The following is a 21,739-nucleotide window of genomic DNA, read 5'->3' as shown; positions in this document are numbered from 1 at the left end:
GTACTATTTATTAAACGATAACAATATAAATGAAAAAACACTTTTCTGTCTTGCTATTTCTAGCAATGACAAGCTTATTTGCACAACAAACAATTACGGGAACTATAACAGATAAAAACACCAATAGCCCTTTAGAGTTTGTAAGTATTTATTTTCCACAATTAGAAAAAGGAACAACGACTAATATTGATGGGTATTTCGAACTATCACAGCTTCCCATAGGTCAGCAAAAAATTGTAATTTCCTTAATAGGTTATGAAACTTTTTCTCAAAGCCTTCAGCTTCCATTAGAAACGTTTAACATTGCCCTAAAACCATCAGCGATTGAAATGGAAGAAATCATAGTCTCAACTCCTTTTCATAAATTACAAAGTGATAATGTTATGAAAGTAGAGCGCGAAAATGTTTCTACATTAAAGCAAAACGGTGCTACGAGTTTAGCCAATGGTATTACTGAAATTGCAGGAGTTGAAAGTGTTTCTACAGGCTTAAGTATAGGCAAACCTGTGATTAGAGGTTTAAGCTCTAACCGGGTTTTGGTTTATGCTCAAGGAATTAGATTAGAAAACCAGCAATTTGGTAGTGAGCACGGTTTAGGTGTAAACGATGCTGGAATAGAGAGTGTAGAAGTTATAAAAGGTCCTGCGTCCTTACTTTACGGTAGTGATGCCTTAGGAGGCGTATTATACTTGAATCCAGAAAAATACGCTTCTCAAAATAGCCATTCAAGCGACTTTAATGGCAATTATTTTACAAATACGGAAGGCTATTCCTCCAATATCGGTTTTAAATCTTCTGGAGAAACCGTTAAATTTTTATTTAGAGGACTCTTATCAGAACATTCAGATTATAACACTGAAGATTACAGAGTAACTAATACGCGCTTTAGAGAACAAGACTTTAAAGCAGGGATAGGTTACCAAAAATCTAAATTTAAAACCGATTTTAGATACAATGTCAACCATTCTAAACTTGGTATTCCTGAAGGCATCGGAGAACAATCTACTGCCAGAAGTGTATTATTGCCTTATCAAGATTTAACCAATCATATATTTAGTTCTAAATCAACTCTTTTCTTTGACACTTCTAGCTTAGATTTAAACATTGGCTATACCTATAACGACAGAAAAGAATTTGAAGACCATCATCATGATGAAGGAGAAGACCATAACGAAGAGGAAGAAGAAAACCATGACGAATCGGTTTTGGAACCAGCATTACACATGAAACTTCAAACAGCTAATTATGATATTAAATATAACCTCCAACAGTTAGGGAAATTCGAAACAATAGTAGGTGTACAAGGGATGCACCAAACCAATACAAATAGCGGAGAAGAACAGCTTATTCCTGATGCAACAACCAACGACTTTGGTATACTAACAACTTCTCATATCCATTTTGAAACTTTAGACGTTCAATTGGGAGCGCGTTTCGACAACCGAAACATTGCTGTTAAAAATGGAATAAGCAAAAGTTTTAATAGTTTTAATGGTGCTATTGGAGCCAAAACAAACATTGCAAAAAATATTGTGACTCGCCTAAACCTAGCGACTGGTTTTAGAGCGCCTAATTTAGCAGAACTGACGAGCTTTGGTTCTCATGAAGGAACCAACCGTTTTGAGATTGGAAATTCAGAGCTTAATAATGAGCAAAATATACAAGTAGATTTAGCTTTAGAATTTAAAAACGAGCATTTAGAATTATTTGCTAATGGGTTTTATAACAGCATAAAAGACTACATCTACCTATCTCCAAGCGGCGATTTAATTGATGAGGATCCTGTTTTTAATTACACACAACAAAACGCAAATTTATATGGAGGAGAGCTTGGGTTTCACCTACATCCTCACCCGCTAGACTGGCTGCATGTTGAAAGTAGCTTTGAAACTGTTACAGGGAAACAAGATGATGACACTTATTTACCACTAATTCCTGCTAATAGTTTAACCAATACGATACGTATAGAGTTTGAAAAAAATTGGCTTACTAAAGCTTATGTTTTTATAAAATTAAAAAACACATTTAAACAAAACAATGTTAGTTCCTTTGAAACACCTACAGATGCGTATGCTTTATTAAGTACTGGTTTTGGAGGAGATATTAAAATATTAAAAAATACTTTTACCTTTAATATTACCGGAAGCAACCTTACAAATAAGAGTTATATAAATCATCTGTCGCGATTAAAAATAGATAATATATCTAATATAGGACGCAACTTTAGTTTTGGTCTAAGTTACCGCATATAGAAAATAGCTCCCTATTGCTGATCAAGAGATTGGAAAATACTAGTCTTTTTGTTATTTACATATATTCTTGTAATACAATTTTAAACGAATGGCAAGTTTTTCATTTTAAAATAGAATGCGGTAGTCAATTATTTAAGGTCTATAAAGTATAACTATTCAAAAAATTAAAGGTTTCTCGTTTAGAGTAAGACTACTTAACTAAAATAAAAAATGCTATTTCAGTTTTGATTACTATATTTCACAACAATTATAATAAAAAGAACTAAACCCTAAAATTCAAACAATGAAAAAAGCTTTTTTAATTGGAATATTAATCTTTTTACCTTTTTTATCAACATCTCAAAATAAAATAGGCGTATTTGCTGGAGTAAATGCAGCTACATTTTCAGATCAAATTTTAAAAAGTGTAGGAATCCATAGTAATTCTTTTAGCCTTCATATAGGTGCTGCCTATGAACTAAGCATTTCAGAAAAAATAGCCTTTCGTCCTAAACTTATATTTTCCCAACAAGGAGATAGAGAAGATTTCAATACTAATATTAATTATGAAGTTTCCTATATAAATGTGCCTCTTAACTTTAAATTTTTTAATAAACCATATATTCTAGCTGGCCCGCAAGTCGGTTTTTTGATAGACACAAAAAAAAGGAAATATAATTATGGTGATTTAAAAAAAACTGATTATGGTCTTAATCTTGGAATAGGAACTAATATAAAAGATTTTTTTATAGAATTTCTATTATATCAAGGATTTAATGAATTAATAGACGTCAAACAATTGTACACATCATTTCCTAGAAATATGGGTATTAAGGCTACGAACACCGTTGTACAATTAAGTTTTGGTTATAATTTTGAGTTATAACTGTAAATATAATTCAATGCTTAATACAAAAGCTCCCGTAAAAGGAGCTTTTGTATTAAATTCTTAAAAGACTACAGCGGTTAATTATTTTAGAATTACATTCCCTCATAAAATATAGACAACTTAATCATTTTTAGTCTTTTTAAAATAGTATTCTCCTCTAAAAACGTGTTACTTTATTTTACAATGCCATTTAAGTAAAACTCAACCAATAATCATTCTGTTTTTAAACTATCGACTGGTTTAGCAATCGCCGCCTTAAAAGATTGGAAACTAACCGTTATAAGTGCAATAAATATCGCAACCAATCCTGCGACAACAAAAATCCACCAACTAATTTCTATGCGATAAGCAAAATCATTTAACCAATTTCGCATTAGCAACCAAGCAATGGGAGCGGCTATTAAAATTGAAACAACGACTAGTTTTAAAAAATCTTTAGAGAGTAATTTAACAATTCCGATTATACTAGCTCCTAATACTTTTCTTACACCTATTTCCTTACTACGTTGCTCTGCAGTATAAGCCGCCAAACCAAACAGCCCTAGACAGGAAATTAGAATCGCTAATAATGCAAAAATCCAAGATAGTTTGCCTATAAGTTGTTCGCTTCTAAATTTATTATTGAATGCATCATCTACAAATGCATACTCAAAAGGAAAAGCAGGGTTATGCTTTTTCATTACAGTTTCTATTCTAGAGAGTATAGTGTTTGTTTCTATGCCTTCTTTTGTTTTAATATATAAAAATCTTGCCTGTTCGTCTGAATTAAGAAACATTACAGGATCACTTGTACCGTACATATTACCATATAAAAAATCTTTAACAACTCCTATAACTTCATAAGTTGTTCCGCCTCTATTAATTGTTTTTCCAATAACACTTCCCTCGCCCATTAATTTAGCAAATGACTCTGTTATAATTGTATGCACGCTATCTAATGCTTTATTTCTATTAAATCCCCTTCCTTCTACAATTTTTATGTTTGTTGTTTTTAGAAATGTAGGACTCACATACCTAAAAGAAATTAACACATCCTCTGTATTTACTCCTCCTTTCCACTTTAATCCTGATCCATTATTTCCTCCTGATAATAATTGAGAATTAATAAAAGCGGCATCTTCTACAACGCCAGTTTTTATTAAATCCTGCTGTATTACAGAGAATTTATCTACTATGTTTCCGTTAACATTCATTCGAATTAACTGCTCTTTATCGTATCCTAAATCTCTATTTTTTACATGTTGAATTTGTTGATAAACCAATATTGTACTTATAATAAATACTATGGATATTGTAAATTGCCCAACAACTAATCCTTTTCGTATAAATGTAGCACTCCCTGTGGTTGCTTTTATTCCTTTAAGGACCTCAACAGGTTTAAATGAAGACAAGTAAAAAGCGGGATAAATTCCTGCGAAAAAACCACAAAATAATGTGATCATCAATAGTACAAACAAATGTAATGGTTTTGTTACCTCTAGATCTAAGTGTTTATTTATCAATAAATTAAATTGAGGCAACAATACATATAACATAATAATACTGACTACTGCTGCAATACCAGCCATTAATAAGGCTTCAGTAATAAACTGAGACATTAACCGAGAACGCCCAGATCCCATGGCCTTACGTACGCCAACTTCATTTGCTCGTTTTTCACTTCTAGCGGTAGATAAATTCATGAAATTAATACAAGCGATGAGCAAGATAATAATTGCAATAGCTGTAAATAGACGAATATGAGCAATCCTTCCGCCTACTACTTTTCCGCCCTGAAATTTAGATCTTAAATGCCAATCTTTCATTGTGTGTAAAAAAGCAACGGTTTCTTTATCTCCCGTTTTTTCTTCTAAAAGCTGACGCACCTTAGAGTCTACCAATTCAAAATTCGCTTCTGGTGAAAGCTCAACAAAAGTATCTGTAAAATTACTACCATACTCCATCACCCAGTCTTTTCCAATAGCAAATCGCTCAAAAGGCACCAACCAATCAAAAGGAAAACTCACATTCTCTGGAAGGTCTTTAATAACCCCCGTTATCAAGTAGTTTGTAGTATTATTTACCTTAATAGATTTACCCAAAACCTTAGTATTGACTCCAAAAAGCTGTTCGGCGATGGTTTGGGTTAAAACTATAGCTTCAGGTGCCTTAAAAGCACTTGCAGCATTTCCTTCGATAAAGGAAAGTCCAAAAATGTCAAAAATATCTGAATCTGTATACAGTCCTGCTCTATTAATTGCATTGTCCCCAACAGTAAATAACAAATCATCTTTAAATGTTTTTGCAGCTCTTATAATACCAGGAACATCATCTTTCAGTGCTTTTGCTAATGGTCCAGGTGTAGAATAAAAGGTTCGCCATTCCCCTTCATACTTCTGGTTTGTTGGCACATAATATACTTGATCTTCATTTTCAAAATTAGCATTAAAACTCATTTCGTCTTCCACCCAAAGAAAAATCAAACTCGCACACGTAATCCCTATAGCCAACCCAAAAATATTTAAAAAGCTATAACCTTTATTTTTTAGGAGACTACGAAAGGCTATTTTTATATAATTCTTAATCATAACTATTTATTTTTTTGATTGTTTATTTGATTGATTAATTGCATTCCCAATGCCTTTTCCTTTTATATTAAAATATTTTCTGTAACCTTTAGCCCGTCTAACATACGTATAATGCGATGACTATATTTAGCATCGTGTTCGCTATGTGTTACCATAATAATAGTTGTGCCAGCTTCATTTAATTCTATAAGTAAATCCATAACCTCATTACCATTGGTACTGTCTAAATTCCCTGTAGGCTCATCTGCCAGGATTAGCTTAGGATTATTTACAACGGCTCTTGCAACTGCTACTCTTTGCTGCTGCCCTCCTGACAATTGCTGAGGAAAGTGATTGCGTCTGTGCATGATTTGCATTTTTTCTAAAACTGCTTCTACGCGTTCTTTTCTTTGTGCTGGCTTAACTCCAGTATAAATTAATGGTAATTCAACATTTTCGAAAACAGTTAACTCATCAATCAAATTAAAGCTTTGAAATACAAAACCTACATTATGTTTACGCAAGTCTGATCGCTTACGTTCATTATATCCAGCAACTTCTTTTCCATTGAATTTAAAACTCCCGCCATCTGGATCATCTAATAACCCTAAAATATTTAATAATGTAGATTTTCCACAGCCTGAAGGTCCCATAATAGCAACGAATTCTCCTTCTTTAACAGTAAAGGATAATTTATTTAGCGCTATGGTTTGTACTTCTTCTGTTTTATAAAATTTTTCTAAATCTGTTATTTGTATCATGTAATTCTTCTTTTAATTAATTGCCTTTATTTTAATATTAGTTCTTGAGTGTCTCCATAGGTATCATAACTTGAAGTAATAACCTTATCACCATCATTTACCCCTTCTAAAACTTCATAATATTCGGTATTTTGACTCCCCAAACGGATATTTACCTTATATGCCGTAGTTTCATCATCACTTAGCTTAAAAATCCAATTGCCTCCTGTTTTTTGAAAAAAACCTCCTTTTGGTACCAGAAACGCTTGTTTTTCTGCACTCAATGCAACCTTTATTTGTAAATTTTGTCCCCGCCTAATCCCTACTGGAATATCACTTTCAAATTGCATATCGACATGAAAACGCCCATTAACAATTTGTGTAAATACTTTTTTAATGACTAAATGGTACACTTTATTGTTTAAAGTAACAATGCCTTTTTGTCCATTATAAATTCTTGATATATAGTGCTCATCGACATCGACCCTTACCTTATAGCCACTCAAAACATCAATTTGTCCCAAGCGCTCTCCTTTTTGCTTAGATTGACCTATTTCGGCATCTAAAGCTGTTAATTGACCATCTATTGGAGCTCGAACAACTAAATCCTCGACCTTTCTTCGCATAAGTGCTAAGGCACTTTGAGTCCTAGCATAAGAACTCTTAGCTTGATTTATTTCTTGTTTTGCAGATGTAGAATCTTCTCGTAAGACTGCTTTTGCTAATTGCATGCGTTGCTTCTGATAATTGTAATTATTAATAGAGGACTCATAATCTTGACGCGCAATAGCCTCTTTCTGATATAAAATTGTATTTAACTCATAAACGCGTTTTGCTTCTATTAGGTTATTTTCAACATCGGTAAACTGATTTAATTTATTGATTGTATTTTGACGTGCTGCATTTTGAGAAATTTGCATTTGCGTTAGTAAATTATATACCGATGTTTCTTGATTAACAAGACTTAATTCTAAATCTGTATTAGACAATCTTATAATAGGCTCCCCTTTTTTCATTATAGCGCCATCTTCTACAAACTTTTCCTCTACACGACCGCCTTCTAGCGCATCTAAATATATTGTTGTTATGGGCAACACAACCCCATTTACAGGAATGTTTTCCTGAAAAACATTTTTAGTAACTGTACTTATTGTAATACGTTCTTTTTGTACATTTAATTTAGAGCCGCTGGTAATTTGTGAAATAACAAAAGCTATTAAAGCGGCTATTGTAACTCCTCCTAACAGGATTTTTTTTGATTTTGAAAATTTCTTTTTTTCAATTGGGACATCCATATTTATTCTTTTTTTAAGTCTATTTTTTAATGATATAACTTAGACATAGTCAAGATAATGCCAAAAACACAACTCCTTTAAAATAAACAGGTTACACATTTTAAATAAAAATAAAGTGTTCGGTTTTGATACACATTATGTACGAAAACGATCACTTTTAAATACTAAATAAGCTTTAATAATTTCATTTTATACACAATTACAATATTACAAGCCCTTTGTTTATAAATTAATATGTTTCGTTTTATTTTAAGCAAGTTTATAATATATACGCAAAGGACATAACCCTAAATAGATTATGTCCTGTATTCATTTTATTATAGGCCCTATAGCTTATGCTACTTAGTTTTTTATTAAATTATCTATAGCACTTTGTAAAACAGCATCTTTACTATCCATATAATCCCTAAACGTTTTTTTAATTTCAATATCAGGAGGAATCCCATATCCAACGAACTCGCGTCCATCAGGATAGATCTCTTTTTTTATACAAATTCTAGCCCTTCCTCCGCCTGGTAATTTAAATTGCATAGGCATTCCTGTTGTTCCTGCAGAAGTTTCGCCTATTGTAATTATATGTTTTTGATTTTCAGTAGAGATTAAAAAATCTTCAGAAGACGACGCAGTAAGACTCCCTATCAATATTGCGGTAGGAATAACGACTCTATCCTTTTTTTTAACCGTATTAGAGATTGTATGAAAAGGAATTTCATAAAAATAACTATCCTTTACAGTTAAATAGGCTTGGCTTAACATTTTCCTATTCTCCTTAGTCCCTTGCAGGGTATCTTTAGCTTGAATATTATAGTGTTTTCCATAAAATTCATAAAGCGGAATGTAAGACAAAATAAGCGATTTAGACATTACCACTTCATCATCGTTGGTTAAATGCTTAAATATTGAATAAGCATATGTAGAATTTCCTCCTAAATTAGCTCTTAAATCTATAATTAACCGCTTAGCTTTTTTAATTTCAGGTAATTTACTTTTAAATAAAGAATCGATTTTAGGGTCTCCAAACGTTTTTAAATTAACATAAGCTATTTTATGTTTTAACCATTTAAAATCAAAACTATTATCCTTTTGAAGCTTAGGGTACATTTCTTTTTCTGTAACCGTATTAATTGTAAGTGTTTTAGTTATTATTTTAGCATTTGTTTTTTTTAATTTCAACTTAAATATTGTCCCTTTGGGCCGATAAAACATTTCTGAAATAGAAATAATATGCAACATAGCATCAGTACTAGAAGAAATATATGGTCTAACAAATTTGTTAAGATAATCTTCGGTAGGAAATCCGTTAACCTCTATAATCTCCGTTCCTATAGGAACTTCATTTTTTTTACTATTATTAATTTTTGTTATAATAGCTTTTCCTTCTATATTTTCTACAACAAATTTATAATCCCCAAATTCGGCATTTAACATAAACTCCGCAAAGGCATTCGGGAATTCAATATTAGTATGACCATCTTTCAAACTAGCTGCAAACTTTTGCAATAGGCGATAATATTCATAATCATTTTTTGTCTCTTGAACATCTTTGATTAGTGTTATGTAGTCTGACTCCCATTTTTCTTTATCTATTTTATTTAGATATACAAAATTGAAATTGACTTCATTCCAAAATTTTGAGAGCCCATAAATCTTTTCAGTTGTTCCAATTGTATTTGGAAGCTCTGTTTGTGAAAATAATGGTATAGTAAGAAGAATACTAAATAATAAAATTAATGATTTTCGCATGGTTTTTAATTTGTAATTTAAATTATGATAAATAAAGTCTATTCTAAAAAGGGTTAGCGTCTTATGTTCCTATAGTTAAGATTATGCCAAAAACGCAAATTATTTATTTACAGTATTTTATATATTCTCCTTTAAATAAAGTGTTCGCTTTTGAGACACTTTATGTTCATTAACGCACACTTTTACGGTCTCTAAATTTTCTTTTTTCTAATTTTTATAAGCTGAGTATAATATTGTATTATTGTATTGATGGTATTAAAAAAAGCTACAATTTTAGTTATAGACGACGATTTAGATGTGCTAACCGCATTACGTCTCCTATTAAAACCCTTAGTGAAAGAGGTTGTTATCGAGAAAAACCCGAGTAACATTGGCGCTCAAGTTGCTAAAAAAATATTTGATATTATTATATTAGATATGAATTTTAATGGGTTAATAAATACAGGGAATGAAGGTATTTTTTGGCTCAATAAAATAAAAAACCAAAGCCCTAATACGCCTGTAATTTTAATTACAGCTTATGCCGATATAGATTTAGCGATAAGAGCTTTAAAGGAAGGTGCTTCTGATTTTTTAATTAAACCATGGAAAAATGAAAAGATTATTAATACTATTTCTGCCTTATTAGAACATAAGAAATCAAAAAAACAAAAAAGTTCTATTATTCACTCCAATAATAATTCTATTATAGGCGAAAGTGATGCCATAAAAGATGTTTTTTTAAAACTAAAAAAAGTAGCACCTACAGATGCTAATGTTTTGATTTTAGGAGAAAACGGAACAGGTAAAGACCTTATAGCGAGAGCGCTTCATGACAATTCCAATAGAAAACATAAGCCCTTTATAAAAGTGGATGTAGGCGCACTAACTGCGACTCTTTTCGAAAGTGAATTGTTTGGGTATAAGAAAGGCGCCTTTACAGATGCTAAAGACGATAGAAAAGGCCGTTTTGAGTCTGCAAATGGCGGAACATTATTTTTAGATGAAATTGGAAACATTAGTTTAAGTCAACAAATACGTTTACTAACAGTATTACAAAACAGATTAGTAACCCCCCTTGGCGCTAATGAGTCTGTACCTATTGATATTAGATTAATTTGCGCTACAAATATGGCTCCAGAAACTTTAGCAGATGAATCTAAGTTTAGAAAAGATTTAATTTATAGAATCAATACTTTAGATATTATAGTCCCTCCGCTTCGAGACAGAGGAACAGACATCACGTTACTTTCTAAACACTTTATAACTATTTATACTGATAAGTATAATAAATCCCCTTTTACTTTAGATCCTAGTTTTATCTCTAAACTTAAAAAACATGATTTCCCTGGAAACGTAAGAGAACTCCAATACGTATTAGAACGTGCAGTCATTATGACGGATGGAACTGTTTTAAGCGCCGAGGATCTTGTGTTTTCTTCTATAGAGCGCTCTCATAACACACCAACGGTTAAAAGTATGAATCTCGATGAGATTGAAAAAAATGCAATACTTACGGTCTTAGAAAAAAATAAAGGGAATATATCCAAGTCTGCTAAAGATTTAGGGTTAACCAGGGCAGCATTATACCGAAGATTAGAGAAGCATGAACTATAAAAGTTATATTTTTAAACTTTTTTTTAGAATACTAATACTAGTTTCTTTACTACTAGGCTTGGCCTATGTTATACAACAAAAAAACACAACAACAATAATACTTCTAAGTAGTAGCCTTTTTTATTTTGGATACACCACATATCATTTTATTAAACGACGGTTTTCAATAATGAATGATTTTTTTGAAGCGGTTAAATACCGCGATTTTTCAAGATGGTTTCCAGAAGATAGAGGCCCTAAAGACATTCGTTTTCTATACAAAGGGTTTAATGAAGTTAATCGCACTATAAAGGACATTAATTCGCAAAACGAAGCCCAATATGTTTACCTTCAAAAAATACTAGAAATGGTAGATATTGGAATTATTGCTTACAACATAGAAACAGGAGAAGTACTCTGGTCTAATGATTCTTTTGGGAAAATATTAGATTTCCCAAGTTTTAAAAACATTCGTTTTATTGAAAGTAGAGCACCCAATTTATATGATATCATTTTTGAAACCTATTATAAAGCACCGTGTTCTATTTCTGTATCGGTTAAAAATGAAAAAATAAAAATGCTAATCTCTGATACTATATTTCAAGTAAATGAAGATGCCTTTAAACTCATTGTTCTTCAAAATATTGATGACACCTTAAATAAAAACGAATCTGAAGCTTGGAAAAAATTGCTAAGTGTAATGACGCATGAGATTATGAATTCTATAGCACCGATCTCTTCTTTAGCAGATACCCTTCAAACACACTTAGGCTTAGCTCTAAAATACCCAGATAAAAATAAACTAGATCTAGAGGATTTAAATGCCGGTATAAAAACGATAAAAAACAGAAGTGAAGGCTTATTAAAATTTGCTAAAACTTATCGTAGTCTAAATAAGGTTACACATTTAAATCTTCAAAAAAAGAAGGTCTCTGAACTTTTTGAAACTATACGATTATTAATGCAGCCGTCTTTAAAGGTTAAAAACATAGAAATTACCTTTAAGTTAATGACCCCAAAATTGGAATTGAATATAGATAGTCATCTTATTGAACAGGTTTTAATAAACCTAATTCTTAATGCCATGGATGCTTGTAAAGGTCAGGAATCCCCACAAATAGTAATTATAGCAAAACAAACATTTAATAGTAATACTAGTATTAAGGTTTACGATAATGGTTCTGGCATCCCTGTAGAAATTATAGATAATATTTTTATTCCCTTTTTCACTAGTAAAACAACTGGTAGCGGTATTGGATTGAGTCTTTGTAAACAAATTATGCTCCTTCACAAAGGAAAAATATTAGTTAATAGTAAAGTGAATGAAGGTACGGTAATGACCCTTGTTTTTAATTAGCATTTACCGTTTAGACGTTATATTTTTATTAAGATATCAATAAATTGTTTTTTTAGTTAACTATATTTTTAAGTTGATAAAAAAAACGTTCTATCAACCTTAAATCTTCTGTAATAATAGCTGCACTACCTTTCATTTCTTGGCGAAAATCTATTGTTTTGTTATAGGTTGTTATTAGCTTTTTTGGTAGATTCACATTTATCAAATAATGGCCTTCTGCGTTAGGTATTACTGAAATGGATTGTACGGTTCCATTTAACTCTCCAAACTCATCTGAAGGATAATTTAATAATTTAATTTGCACTTTTTGTTCTTTTCTCACCTTTCCTGAGTTTGCTGCTGGTGCTTTTATTTTTCCTATAAAAGCCCTATTATCTTGTGGTATAATCGTAAAAATAAGGTCTCCATCTTTAACTGTTTGGTTTTTATCCCAATAGCCCATAAAAGATACTTTTCCGTTAATCGATGCTTTTAAAGCATACATTTTCTCCCAGTCTTTTATAGCCTTTTTTAAATAACGAAATGACTGGATTGCCTTTTTTTGTAAACGGGTTTCATTTTGAATTTTTTTAATGGAAGTGTCTTCTAAATTCATTTTAGAATTTTCTAACAATTCCCTTATTTGAGAAATTGACGATTCCATGCTTTTAAAAGCGCGTTCTGCTTGTAAAAATTCTAATTCTTTTTGCTCATTTTCTTTCTCTGCAATGATCCCTTTTTTATACATTTTTCGACTGGACTTGCAACAAAAAACAGGAGATCGAATTCCTGTAGCCACTAGGCGGAAAGAAAACGTACTTAAAAGAATTTTCAGTTATCAATAAATATAATAACACAGCTTAAAAGATTTATAAGTCTATTATAATCATATACCCCTCTAGAACCACTATAAAATTAGTGTTTTGATATTGTAAGTATCCTTTTTTACGTTCGACTAAGTGTTAAGATTAATAATTCTCCCAAAGTTATTATTAATTAATAGTAGCCGTGAGTTAATACTCACGGCTATTTAGTTTGAAAATTATGATTTTCGTTTTAGATATCTATTCTTGCTACGATTAAACGATCTTCTGCTTTTGTTAGTCGTACCACTTTAATCTCTTTACTTTCCGTTACTTTTCCATAATCTTTAAATATAGTAACCTTCATGAATGTTGGCGTTTCTACCTTCTGATAACGATCTCCAAAATAATGAATCTTAACAAAATAAGCCCCTTTTCTAGCCTTTTCAAGGGTAAACTCTTCAGGTCCAAAACCTTGAGTCATATCATCTGATAATTTTCCTCCCATTTTTGTTTTTGAATGTTTATAAGAGCATTCTTCCGAAGTTGGATCTATAATATATAAATCTATGTCTGTATCGTTATGGTTCCAATCTATAACCACTCTTAAATCGAACATAGTGTCTTTTTGTGTTTCTGGCACTAAATTATTCAGTTCGTTCTTAGCAATACTTTGCATTCCTGAAAACCGTCGCCTACCCTTTTTTTTATAAATCGTTTCGGTAACAATGTTATTTAATAAGCTAAAAGCGGCGTTCTCCATCCCTACTGCTTTATAAGCTAATGCTAAATCCCGATAAGATTGAGAATCTTCTGGTCTAATCTCCAATATCCTTGCATATATATAACTTGCCAAACCATAATTCTTTTTTTCTTCCAACTTATAGGCAAGTACTCGTAATAGCTCATAATTATCGAAATCTATTTCGGCTATATTTGTAAGTATCCTCATGCTATAATCTTCATTATTCCATTTCGTAAAATAGTCGTAAACATCAATATAATATGCTAGTACATTTGCATAATCTGCTCGTTGTTTCAAATACATTTTATACGCTTCTGTAGGGGTTGTTGCCGTTAACAACACTTCAATATACTCTGGCTTAAACTTAGTTTCTTTAACAGGTAACGCTACTTTAGAAGGATTATCTAGGTTGGTTTCAACTACATTTCTATTGTGTTGTCGTCTAGAATTAGGAATTACTTTTTTTGTAGTTACAACAATTACGCCATTACTTCCTTGAGCCCCATATAATGCTGCACCTCCAGCACCTTTAATAACATTCACGGACTCTATAATATTAGGAGCGATTGATGTTAAATATTCTGAAGATGAAATCGCACCATCTATTACAATTAATGCTTGATTGTTTCCTGTTAAAGATCGATTTCCTCTTAGTACTATTCTAGTACCCGCATTTGCCCCGTTATTCGTCGTTTTTATTTTTAATCCTGAGACTTTTACTGCGAGGCTTTGTACCACGTTGGGGTTAGACGCCTGGATCAATTCTTCACTTTTTACGACTTGTGAAGAACTTGTTATTTCATCGGCCTTTCGTTCTATTCCTAAAGCGGTAATTACGACTTCGTCTATTGCTGTTTGGTCTGCTTCCATAGAAAAACTAACAACACCTGATGCACCAACATCTACTTCTGCTGTTTTGTACCCAACTGATGAGAAAACTAATATTTCTCCTGCTGCTGCATTTAAAGAATAAATGCCATCAAAATCGGTCTGCGTTCCATTTGCCGTTCCTTTCACAACAATGTTTACCCCTGGCATTGGCAATCCATTTTCATCTAAGATGGTACCAGAAACGGTGCCTGTAAAATTTGTGATCCTTGTACTTACTTCTTTTTTTATGGCTTCGTTATCATCATTTTCAATTTGAACGCTCCTTACCTGCTTGTTTTTTTTCAAGATATCATTGTATTCCTTCAATAACTCCTCAGGAGGTGTTATTTTATACTTTACATAATCCCAAACCGTTTCTAATACAATCAATGAAGTATGGTTACTCACTAAATTATACTGCTTACTGTGTTTTATAATGTCTGCTTTGTTTTGTTCGCTATTATGCTGAAGTACCTTTAATTTTTTCTGTGCCCATATTCGTTGTACTAACGCGTTATCAACAGCTTCTGTTATTATTACCGTTTCTTTTTGAGTCACTTTATTAGCATAACCAAAAAGCAATGTAATAGAATCCCTTTTATTAAAACCTTTACCTGTAACCGAAAAATCTTTTCCCACAGAAACAGGTGTATTCGGATAAACTTCAATAGTATTATTGGACGATTCGACACCTAAAAACTTAAAAGACTCATATTTAATTTTATTTACAGATTCTAAAACACTGCCTTTTTTTATATTAATATATTTCGCATTAGTCGCTTCACTTAATTTACTTAATGCCATATGATCTGCCTTTACAAGGCTGTTAACTGTAAAAACTGGTTTTTCAATGTTAACAGGCGAATCACTTAAATTGTTCATCCCATCTGAAAACAGCAATATTTCATCAGCATTATTATTCAAAAATAAATTGCTATACGATGTTCCTCCATCATAAATTGAATGTGCCAACTCATATTTTAAATCTTCCCAATTCCCATTTTTAATGGTATAGCCCTTTTGTAAACGAATGGCATTACTAAATTTTATCAGTTCTATTTTTACGTTTCCTAAATATTTAAAATAAGCATTCAAAAATTCTAATTCTTTTTCTACATCTCTGTTTTTAAGAGATAGGGAAACATCCCAATATAATACTATTGTTTTTGGCTTTAATCGCATTTTTTGGCTTGGTTCTAGTCTTTTATACACATAAAACCAATCATCGAATACAATGATTTTATTATTATTGTATTCTTGCGGAATTTTTATGCTTAAAGAGGCCTCTGGAGAGAAGTTTTTTCTTACCGTTTTTGCATAAAAATTATTATGTATTGCCTTAAACTTAAAATTTGAAAGACTTCCTTTATTTAAAAGAGGCGCTAATTTTTGATCAAAAACAATCATTTCTAATGCAAAATGATCCAAATTCTTCTTAAAACCCAATGGTAAATGAAAGTAATGCGCATCTTCACTAAGAATAAGCTCTTGCTCATAAGCTAAAACAATCCGTTTATACCCTTTAGCTGGAATAGGATAAATTCTTGCTTTGTAATTATTTCCTGTCCCTTTCTCCAATAGAACAGGGTCTACACCACGCCTTACAACAGCCTCGAATGCAATCCGTCCTTGTTCTTTTTCTACCACGACAGCTTCTCTTAGTTTCCCATTGACCTCTAAAGCCAATCGTGAAACATTTTGCCCTTCTCCTAAAGGGAATGCTAATTCTCCTTCTAAAATTGATTCTGTCGGGTTATAAAATAACATATCATAGGTTGTTGTTGCGATATTACCAACAACCTCCACTTTTATATCTAGTGATGTAACACCCAACTTATCTTTCCCTACTTTAATAGAGGGAATGTCTTGTGCTTGTAGCTGAAATGCTATGAGTGTGACAAATAGTACTTTTATTATTTTTTTTGTAGTCGTAAGTAGTGCCATAAGTTTTTACTTTTAGTTAGAAGTAAAACTATAACTAAAGCTTTTATTACAAAACAAGGATTTAGGGAACACTCCTCTTGAGTGAGGGAAAGTATAAAACAAAAAAGGCTAAGCTCATGCTTAACCTTTTTAGACTATCTAAATTTTGATATTATTATTTTATCTCTACATTAAAAGGGAACAATAACTGTACTCCTTTTTGCTCTGTCATTGTTTTTATTTCTTTTAAAATCTTATAATTTTCTATTCCTAATTCTTCTTTCAATATTGTTTCTTTAGATTTTATCAAACCAAAACCAGCAATCATTTCCTCTAGAGACTTTTCATAAACAGGAAGTTCTTTTATCTTATAATTTTCAATTTCTGAAATTTTTGCAGCATACTCTAAAGCTTCATCTAATCCCCCCAAAGCATCTATCAAACCATTGTTTAAAGCATCTGTCCCTGTCCAAACGCGCCCTTGCGCTATAGCTTTTACATCATCTTGTGTTAAATGTTCTCTTCCATCTGCTACGCGTTGTGTAAAAAGCTCATAAATATCACTCACACCTTCTCTAATAAACGCTCGTTGTTCTTCGCTTAAAGGTTCAAAAAAGCTGTAGGTTAATGCGTTTTTATTTGTTGTAACCTGCTCTGCATTAATCCCGATCCTATCTGCTAACTCCTTAGCGTTAGGCAATGTTCCAAAAACACCTATACTTCCTGTTATAGTTGTTGGTTCGGCAAAAATCTTATCGGCATTACAAGCAATATAATAGCCTCCTGAAGCCGCAACATCTCCCATAGAAACAATTACGGGTTTTATTTTTTTTGTGAGTTCTATTTCTCTCCAAATCAATTCGCTTGCCAAAGCACTACCTCCAGGAGAATTGATTCTTAATACAATGGCTTTTACGTTATTGTCTTCTCTTGCCTTTTTTAAAGCCTCATTCATAGTCCCTTGACCTACAAAATCCTCATTGCCTTCTCCATAAATTATTTGGCCTTGTGCATAAATAACTGCGATTTTATTTTTACTAGATTTAAGAAGCTTCTTATTGGCTGTATATTTAGCATAATCTTCAATGTTAATCGTATTTATTTCTTTTTCTTGATCTATATCCATGCGCTTTTTCATATCACTCAAATATTCGTCGTGATAAGCAACTCTATCTATTAATTTGGATTCCATTGCCAATGGTGCTGTTCTGGCCAGTAAGTCATCTGCAATAGTATTTAGCTGCGTTGTAGAAATCCCTCTACTGTCTGACACCTCCGTTTTTATTACAGACCAAATTCCATTTAAATACACACTTATTTGCTCGCGGTTATTCTCGCTCATCTCATTCTCTAGATATGGTTCTACAGCACTTTTATATTTCCCTAACCTAATTACTTCCATTTTTAGGCCTGTTTTTTCTTGGAAATCTTTATAATACAGGCGTTCTGTAGACAATCCTTTAAATTCCATAGCGCCTACGGGATTCATATAAATTGTATCTGCAACAGAACATAAATAATAATCCTTTTGCGTATAAAAATCGGCATAGGATGTAATAAATTTCCCAGACTCCTTAAACCGTAACAATGCATCTCTAATGGCTTTTGTTTGCGAAACACCAGCCATCATTAGATTATTATCGATCGTTATGCCTTCAATCTTAGAATCTGAAGCCGCATAATCTATTGCATTAATAATATTAAATAACCCATTTTTCTTATTTTCATTTAAAAAGGGGTATTCTACAAAAACGGTTTCTGCTGCATAGTCTTTAATTGGAAAATCTAATCTAAGATCTAATACAGTCTTGTCTTTTATTACTATAGTTTCTTTGGATGATGCGCCTGCTATAAGTCCTACAATTAATAATAAGCCGAAACAGATACATAAGAACACAAAAATTCCTGTTACAGTTGAGAGTACGCGTTTTAAAAAATTCATATATAATAGTATTTTATTATTAGTAGTAACAATATGAAGTTTGTTACAACTATTTCATATTAGTTTGTTATTAGTTTTTTCAAAGTCTTGTTACGCTGAATTTTACCTGATGAGGTCTCTATAAATTGTTCTACAGTATAAATGTTTTTTGGTCTTTCAAAAGGTTTTAAGCATTTCAAAATTTCTACATCTATAGCTTTATTAAGGCCTTCTAAAACCAATATAACACGTTGGCCAAGAACTGCATCCTCCTGGGATGCTATAAAAAAACGCCCCTTAATCTTGTCCTGTAACTTATTTTCGATTTGTTCTGGAAATACTTTTATCCCTCCTGAATTGATAACATTATCAATACGTCCTAACCATTTAAAAGAAGCATTTTCATATAATTGAACAATATCATTTGTTATTACGACCTCTGGGGTAATATATGGTGCATTTATAATCAAGCACCCATTATTATCTTGAGTTATCGTAACCTTAGGTAATGCTTTAAATTGTTCAGATTTATCGGCTCCATTAATCTGTTTTACTGCAATATGAGATACTGTTTCTGTCATCCCATAAGTTTCGTATATTTTAGTACCCAAAGCCTGTATTTTTTCAATTAAGGCCTTTGGTACCTTAGCACCACCAACTATCAACTTTTTAACATTATAAAGGTTATTTATATTGCTTTGAAGTTGCATCGGTACCATAGCGACAAAATCATAGTTTAAATTCGGATTTAATTTAAGCATAGATTTAGGCTCTAGCACATCGAGTTCTAGACCTATAGCAAAAGCTCTAACCAGCATCATTTTCCCTGCTATATATGATGCGGGTAAACATAATAAGGCTTTGTCTCCTGGTTTTAACTTAAAAAAATCTCCCGTTGCTATTGCAGAGTTTACCATTGCTTGCTTGTCGAGTGTAATCACTTTTGGTAGCCCTGTTGATCCCGATGTTTTGGCTAAAACAAAAGGTTTTTCATCCTGCCAATCTAAAATAAATTCTCCAATTTCTTTCTCAAACGCCTCTCCTTCCTTTATTAAACTGTAAGCTAGGGCCTTCAATTTTTGAAACGAAAAATGAACATTATTATATTTAAACCTATTATGTATTTTATTGTACTTGGGTATCACAAATTAATCAATGACTTTATAATTGTCTTTAGTGGGTTCTACTATTTTTCCAAATAATTTTTCTTTCCAGTCCGTCCATTTGTAAACTTTACTAAAAATAAATAATAGAATAGGAAAAATTATAAATACAGGTACAAATACACTATAAGACATTGTCTCCAAAGGGTTTGAAACATCTTTTAATATCGAATGTGTTTGAAGTACTGTCCAATCGGAGGTGACTAATAATGCTGTAAATAAATTATTTGCTGCATGAAATCCTAAAGCGAGTTCCAAACCTTCATCCATTAACGTTAATATCCCTAAAAAGAAACCTGTTCCGATATAATAAACCATAATAATATAGCCTAGTTTTCCTACTTCTGGATTAGCTATATGCATGACGCCAAAAACGACAGATGTAAAAATTAAAGGCAGCCATCGGTTTTTTACAAAGGCGCCTATACCTTGCATTAAATACCCTCTAAATAAATATTCTTCAAAACTTGTTTGAAGAGGAACTAAAAGAATTGCGATAATTGCAAGGATTAAAAAAGGTACTAATTTAAAGTTATTTAAATAACTTTCCGGAGACCTAAAATAATCAAAAATAACCATTCCTGAAGATAAAATTCCCCATAAAAAAAAGGCAAACAAAATACGCTTCCAATCTACTTTTTTTCGTGACGTAGTTAAAGACCTTATCGATTGACGATGCATAAATTTCACCCATAAAAATAAACCCGCCAATCCTATTGCCATTGGAATTAAGCTTTCCATAAGAAATCTGTTTTCGCCTTTATTTTCTATTTCCAATTTTATTATTGCATCAACATCAATATTAAGCATTTTAATGACTAAAAAATTTAAAGCCATTAATCCAAAAAATAATCCTGGAATAATAAGGTATTTCCAAAATCCTATTTTTCCTGTAAATGCTTGTTGTATATAATTCATTCTTTTATAAATCAAATTTCCAATTGCTGGTTATATTATAATGCAATGTACCATTTTTTACTTGTAATGGCGAATCAAAATTATTGGTAAATAAACTTCCTGTTCCTAAACCTTGAGGCATCGCATTTTGCTTCGAATAAGTATATTGTGCGATGGCATTTAACCCAACATTACTCTCTAATGCGCTAGTAATCCACCAACCTACATTTTGCTTTTCCGCCAAAGCGATCCATTCATCACTGCCATTAAATCCCCCTATAAAACTGGGTTTTAGAATTATATATTGCGGATTTATTGTTTGTAGCAGCGTTTCTTTTTTTGTTACAGAAAATACCCCTATTAATTCTTCATCCAAAGCTATTGGTAAAGGGCTAACATCACATAATTTTGCCATTTCATAATGTTGGCCTTGTTTTATAGGTTGTTCTATAGAGTGCAATTGCAATTCCGATAATAATTTCAATTTATCTAATGCGCAATCTGGTGTAAAAGCGCCATTCGCATCAACTCTTAACTCAATATCTTTTTCGCTAAAATTTTTTCGAATGGCTTTTAACAGCTGCAATTCTGTATTAAAATCGATCGCTCCTATCTTCATTTTTATACAGGTAAATCCTGCTTCAATCTTATCTTTAATTTGAGCCTTCATAAACCGTTCTGTTCCCATCCAAATGAGTCCATTAATAGGAATATTGTCTTCGCCATTTGTAAATTTAGAGGGCCATAATTGAAATGGGAAATTAGATATTAAAGATTTAAAAGCCATTTCTAAACCGATCTGAATACTTGGAAAGGCGCTATTTTTAGACAATAGAAAAGCTAAGCCTTTTTCTATATTTTTACAAGTGTATTTTAATTGTGCTTCATAATCCGGTCTGTCATCAATGGAAAGCCCTCGAAGAATACCACATTCTCCAATGCCCTTTTTTCCTTCAAAAGCTATAATAATAAACCAGGTTTCTTTTGTTTTTAAAATTCCTCTAGATGTTCCACTAGGGGTTTTAAAGTTTAGGTTATATCTATGGTAGGTCGCTGTCATAA

The 21,739-nt window shown here is 31.9% G+C and carries 14 protein-coding genes; 4 read left to right on the top strand and 10 right to left on the bottom strand.

Annotated features, from left to right (window positions below; all coding sequences use genetic code 11):
* The first annotated feature begins 29 nt into the window (after positions 1 to 29).
* Together AC2D8I_RS00715 and AC2D8I_RS00710 are read left to right on the top strand one after the other, a co-directional pair.
* Complete coding sequence (locus tag AC2D8I_RS00715) at positions 30 to 2,252, top strand: TonB-dependent receptor (RefSeq protein ID WP_484704063.1); 2,223 nt, start codon at positions 30 to 32, stop codon at positions 2,250 to 2,252.
* Positions 2,253 to 2,535: 283 nt separating this feature from the next.
* Positions 2,536 to 3,117 carry a porin family protein gene (locus AC2D8I_RS00710; protein WP_484704062.1) on the top strand — a complete coding sequence of 194 codons (582 nt, stop codon included), beginning with the start codon at positions 2,536 to 2,538 and terminating at the stop codon, positions 3,115 to 3,117.
* Between the two features lie 215 nt (positions 3,118 to 3,332).
* Here the strand turns inward: AC2D8I_RS00710 and AC2D8I_RS00705 are convergent, their stop codons facing one another.
* The 4 genes from AC2D8I_RS00705 to AC2D8I_RS00690 all read right to left on the bottom strand — a co-directional run bounded on the left by AC2D8I_RS00705 (position 3,333) and on the right by AC2D8I_RS00690 (position 9,444).
* Positions 3,333 to 5,687 (bottom strand): ABC transporter permease, encoded by a 2,355-nt coding sequence (locus AC2D8I_RS00705; protein ID WP_484704061.1) that lies wholly within the window; start codon positions 5,685 to 5,687, stop codon positions 3,333 to 3,335.
* A gap of 62 nt (positions 5,688 to 5,749) precedes the next feature.
* Positions 5,750 to 6,427 (bottom strand): ABC transporter ATP-binding protein, encoded by a 678-nt coding sequence (locus AC2D8I_RS00700; RefSeq protein WP_484704060.1) that lies wholly within the window; start codon positions 6,425 to 6,427, stop codon positions 5,750 to 5,752.
* 26 nt (positions 6,428 to 6,453) lie between these two features.
* Positions 6,454 to 7,701, bottom strand: coding sequence for an efflux RND transporter periplasmic adaptor subunit (locus AC2D8I_RS00695; RefSeq protein ID WP_484704059.1), 1,248 nt, complete (start codon positions 7,699 to 7,701; stop codon positions 6,454 to 6,456).
* A gap of 342 nt (positions 7,702 to 8,043) precedes the next feature.
* Positions 8,044 to 9,444, bottom strand: coding sequence for a S41 family peptidase (locus tag AC2D8I_RS00690; RefSeq protein ID WP_484704058.1), 1,401 nt, complete (start codon positions 9,442 to 9,444; stop codon positions 8,044 to 8,046).
* A gap of 249 nt (positions 9,445 to 9,693) precedes the next feature.
* Here AC2D8I_RS00690 and AC2D8I_RS00685 point away from each other — a divergent pair, with 249 nt between their 5' ends.
* Together AC2D8I_RS00685 and AC2D8I_RS00680 are read left to right on the top strand one after the other, a co-directional pair.
* Positions 9,694 to 11,040 carry a sigma-54-dependent transcriptional regulator gene (locus AC2D8I_RS00685; RefSeq protein ID WP_484704057.1) on the top strand — a complete coding sequence of 449 codons (1,347 nt, stop codon included), beginning with the start codon at positions 9,694 to 9,696 and terminating at the stop codon, positions 11,038 to 11,040.
* Positions 11,030 to 12,376 carry a sensor histidine kinase gene (locus tag AC2D8I_RS00680; RefSeq protein WP_484704056.1) on the top strand — a complete coding sequence of 449 codons (1,347 nt, stop codon included), beginning with the start codon at positions 11,030 to 11,032 and terminating at the stop codon, positions 12,374 to 12,376. The genes AC2D8I_RS00685 and AC2D8I_RS00680 overlap by 11 nt, the downstream gene beginning before the upstream one ends.
* Before the next feature lie 52 nt (positions 12,377 to 12,428).
* Here AC2D8I_RS00680 and AC2D8I_RS00675 read toward each other — a convergent pair whose 3' ends face one another.
* The 6 genes from AC2D8I_RS00675 to AC2D8I_RS00650 all read right to left on the bottom strand — a co-directional run bounded on the left by AC2D8I_RS00675 (position 12,429) and on the right by AC2D8I_RS00650 (position 21,737).
* Complete coding sequence (locus AC2D8I_RS00675) at positions 12,429 to 13,103, bottom strand: HlyD family secretion protein (protein WP_484704055.1); 675 nt, start codon at positions 13,101 to 13,103, stop codon at positions 12,429 to 12,431.
* 308 nt (positions 13,104 to 13,411) lie between these two features.
* Positions 13,412 to 16,717 carry a VIT domain-containing protein gene (locus AC2D8I_RS00670; protein WP_484704054.1) on the bottom strand — a complete coding sequence of 1,102 codons (3,306 nt, stop codon included), beginning with the start codon at positions 16,715 to 16,717 and terminating at the stop codon, positions 13,412 to 13,414.
* Between the two features lie 154 nt (positions 16,718 to 16,871).
* Positions 16,872 to 18,638: a signal peptide peptidase SppA gene (gene sppA / locus AC2D8I_RS00665; RefSeq protein WP_484704053.1), complete on the bottom strand. Its 1,767-nt coding sequence runs from the start codon at positions 18,636 to 18,638 to the stop codon at positions 16,872 to 16,874.
* A gap of 59 nt (positions 18,639 to 18,697) precedes the next feature.
* A complete protein-coding gene (locus AC2D8I_RS00660) occupies positions 18,698 to 19,693 on the bottom strand; it encodes an AMP-binding protein (RefSeq protein ID WP_484704052.1) in 996 nt (331 codons plus the stop codon).
* Positions 19,694 to 19,765: 72 nt separating this feature from the next.
* Positions 19,766 to 20,698 carry a CPBP family intramembrane glutamic endopeptidase gene (locus AC2D8I_RS00655; protein ID WP_484704051.1) on the bottom strand — a complete coding sequence of 311 codons (933 nt, stop codon included), beginning with the start codon at positions 20,696 to 20,698 and terminating at the stop codon, positions 19,766 to 19,768.
* Positions 20,699 to 20,702: 4 nt separating this feature from the next.
* Entirely contained in the window at positions 20,703 to 21,737 is a 1,035-nt protein-coding gene (locus AC2D8I_RS00650) for an o-succinylbenzoate synthase (RefSeq protein WP_484704050.1), read from the bottom strand.
* Between the last annotated feature and the right edge of the window lie 2 nt (positions 21,738 to 21,739).

The sequence above is a fragment of the Lacinutrix sp. YIN62 genome (genome assembly GCF_057219185.1).
This window is presented reverse-complemented; position numbering and strand designations above follow the sequence as displayed.

Bases quoted from the DNA above. Each gene is read 5' to 3' on its own strand.
- AC2D8I_RS00715 (WP_484704063.1), top strand. From the start codon at position 30: ATGAAAAAACACTTTTCTGTCTTGCTATTTCTAGCAATGACAAGCTTA.
- AC2D8I_RS00710 (WP_484704062.1), top strand. From the start codon at position 2,536: ATGAAAAAAGCTTTTTTAATTGGAATATTAATCTTTTTACCTTTTTTA.
- AC2D8I_RS00705 (WP_484704061.1), bottom strand. From the start codon at position 5,687: ATGATTAAGAATTATATAAAAATAGCCTTTCGTAGTCTCCTAAAAAAT.
- AC2D8I_RS00700 (WP_484704060.1), bottom strand. From the start codon at position 6,427: ATGATACAAATAACAGATTTAGAAAAATTTTATAAAACAGAAGAAGTA.
- AC2D8I_RS00695 (WP_484704059.1), bottom strand. From the start codon at position 7,701: ATGGATGTCCCAATTGAAAAAAAGAAATTTTCAAAATCAAAAAAAATC.
- AC2D8I_RS00690 (WP_484704058.1), bottom strand. From the start codon at position 9,444: ATGCGAAAATCATTAATTTTATTATTTAGTATTCTTCTTACTATACCA.
- AC2D8I_RS00685 (WP_484704057.1), top strand. From the start codon at position 9,694: ATGGTATTAAAAAAAGCTACAATTTTAGTTATAGACGACGATTTAGAT.
- AC2D8I_RS00680 (WP_484704056.1), top strand. From the start codon at position 11,030: ATGAACTATAAAAGTTATATTTTTAAACTTTTTTTTAGAATACTAATA.
- AC2D8I_RS00675 (WP_484704055.1), bottom strand. From the start codon at position 13,103: ATGTATAAAAAAGGGATCATTGCAGAGAAAGAAAATGAGCAAAAAGAA.
- AC2D8I_RS00670 (WP_484704054.1), bottom strand. From the start codon at position 16,717: ATGGCACTACTTACGACTACAAAAAAAATAATAAAAGTACTATTTGTC.
- sppA (WP_484704053.1), bottom strand. From the start codon at position 18,638: ATGAATTTTTTAAAACGCGTACTCTCAACTGTAACAGGAATTTTTGTG.
- AC2D8I_RS00655 (WP_484704051.1), bottom strand. From the start codon at position 20,698: ATGAATTATATACAACAAGCATTTACAGGAAAAATAGGATTTTGGAAA.
- AC2D8I_RS00650 (WP_484704050.1), bottom strand. From the start codon at position 21,737: ATGACAGCGACCTACCATAGATATAACCTAAACTTTAAAACCCCTAGT.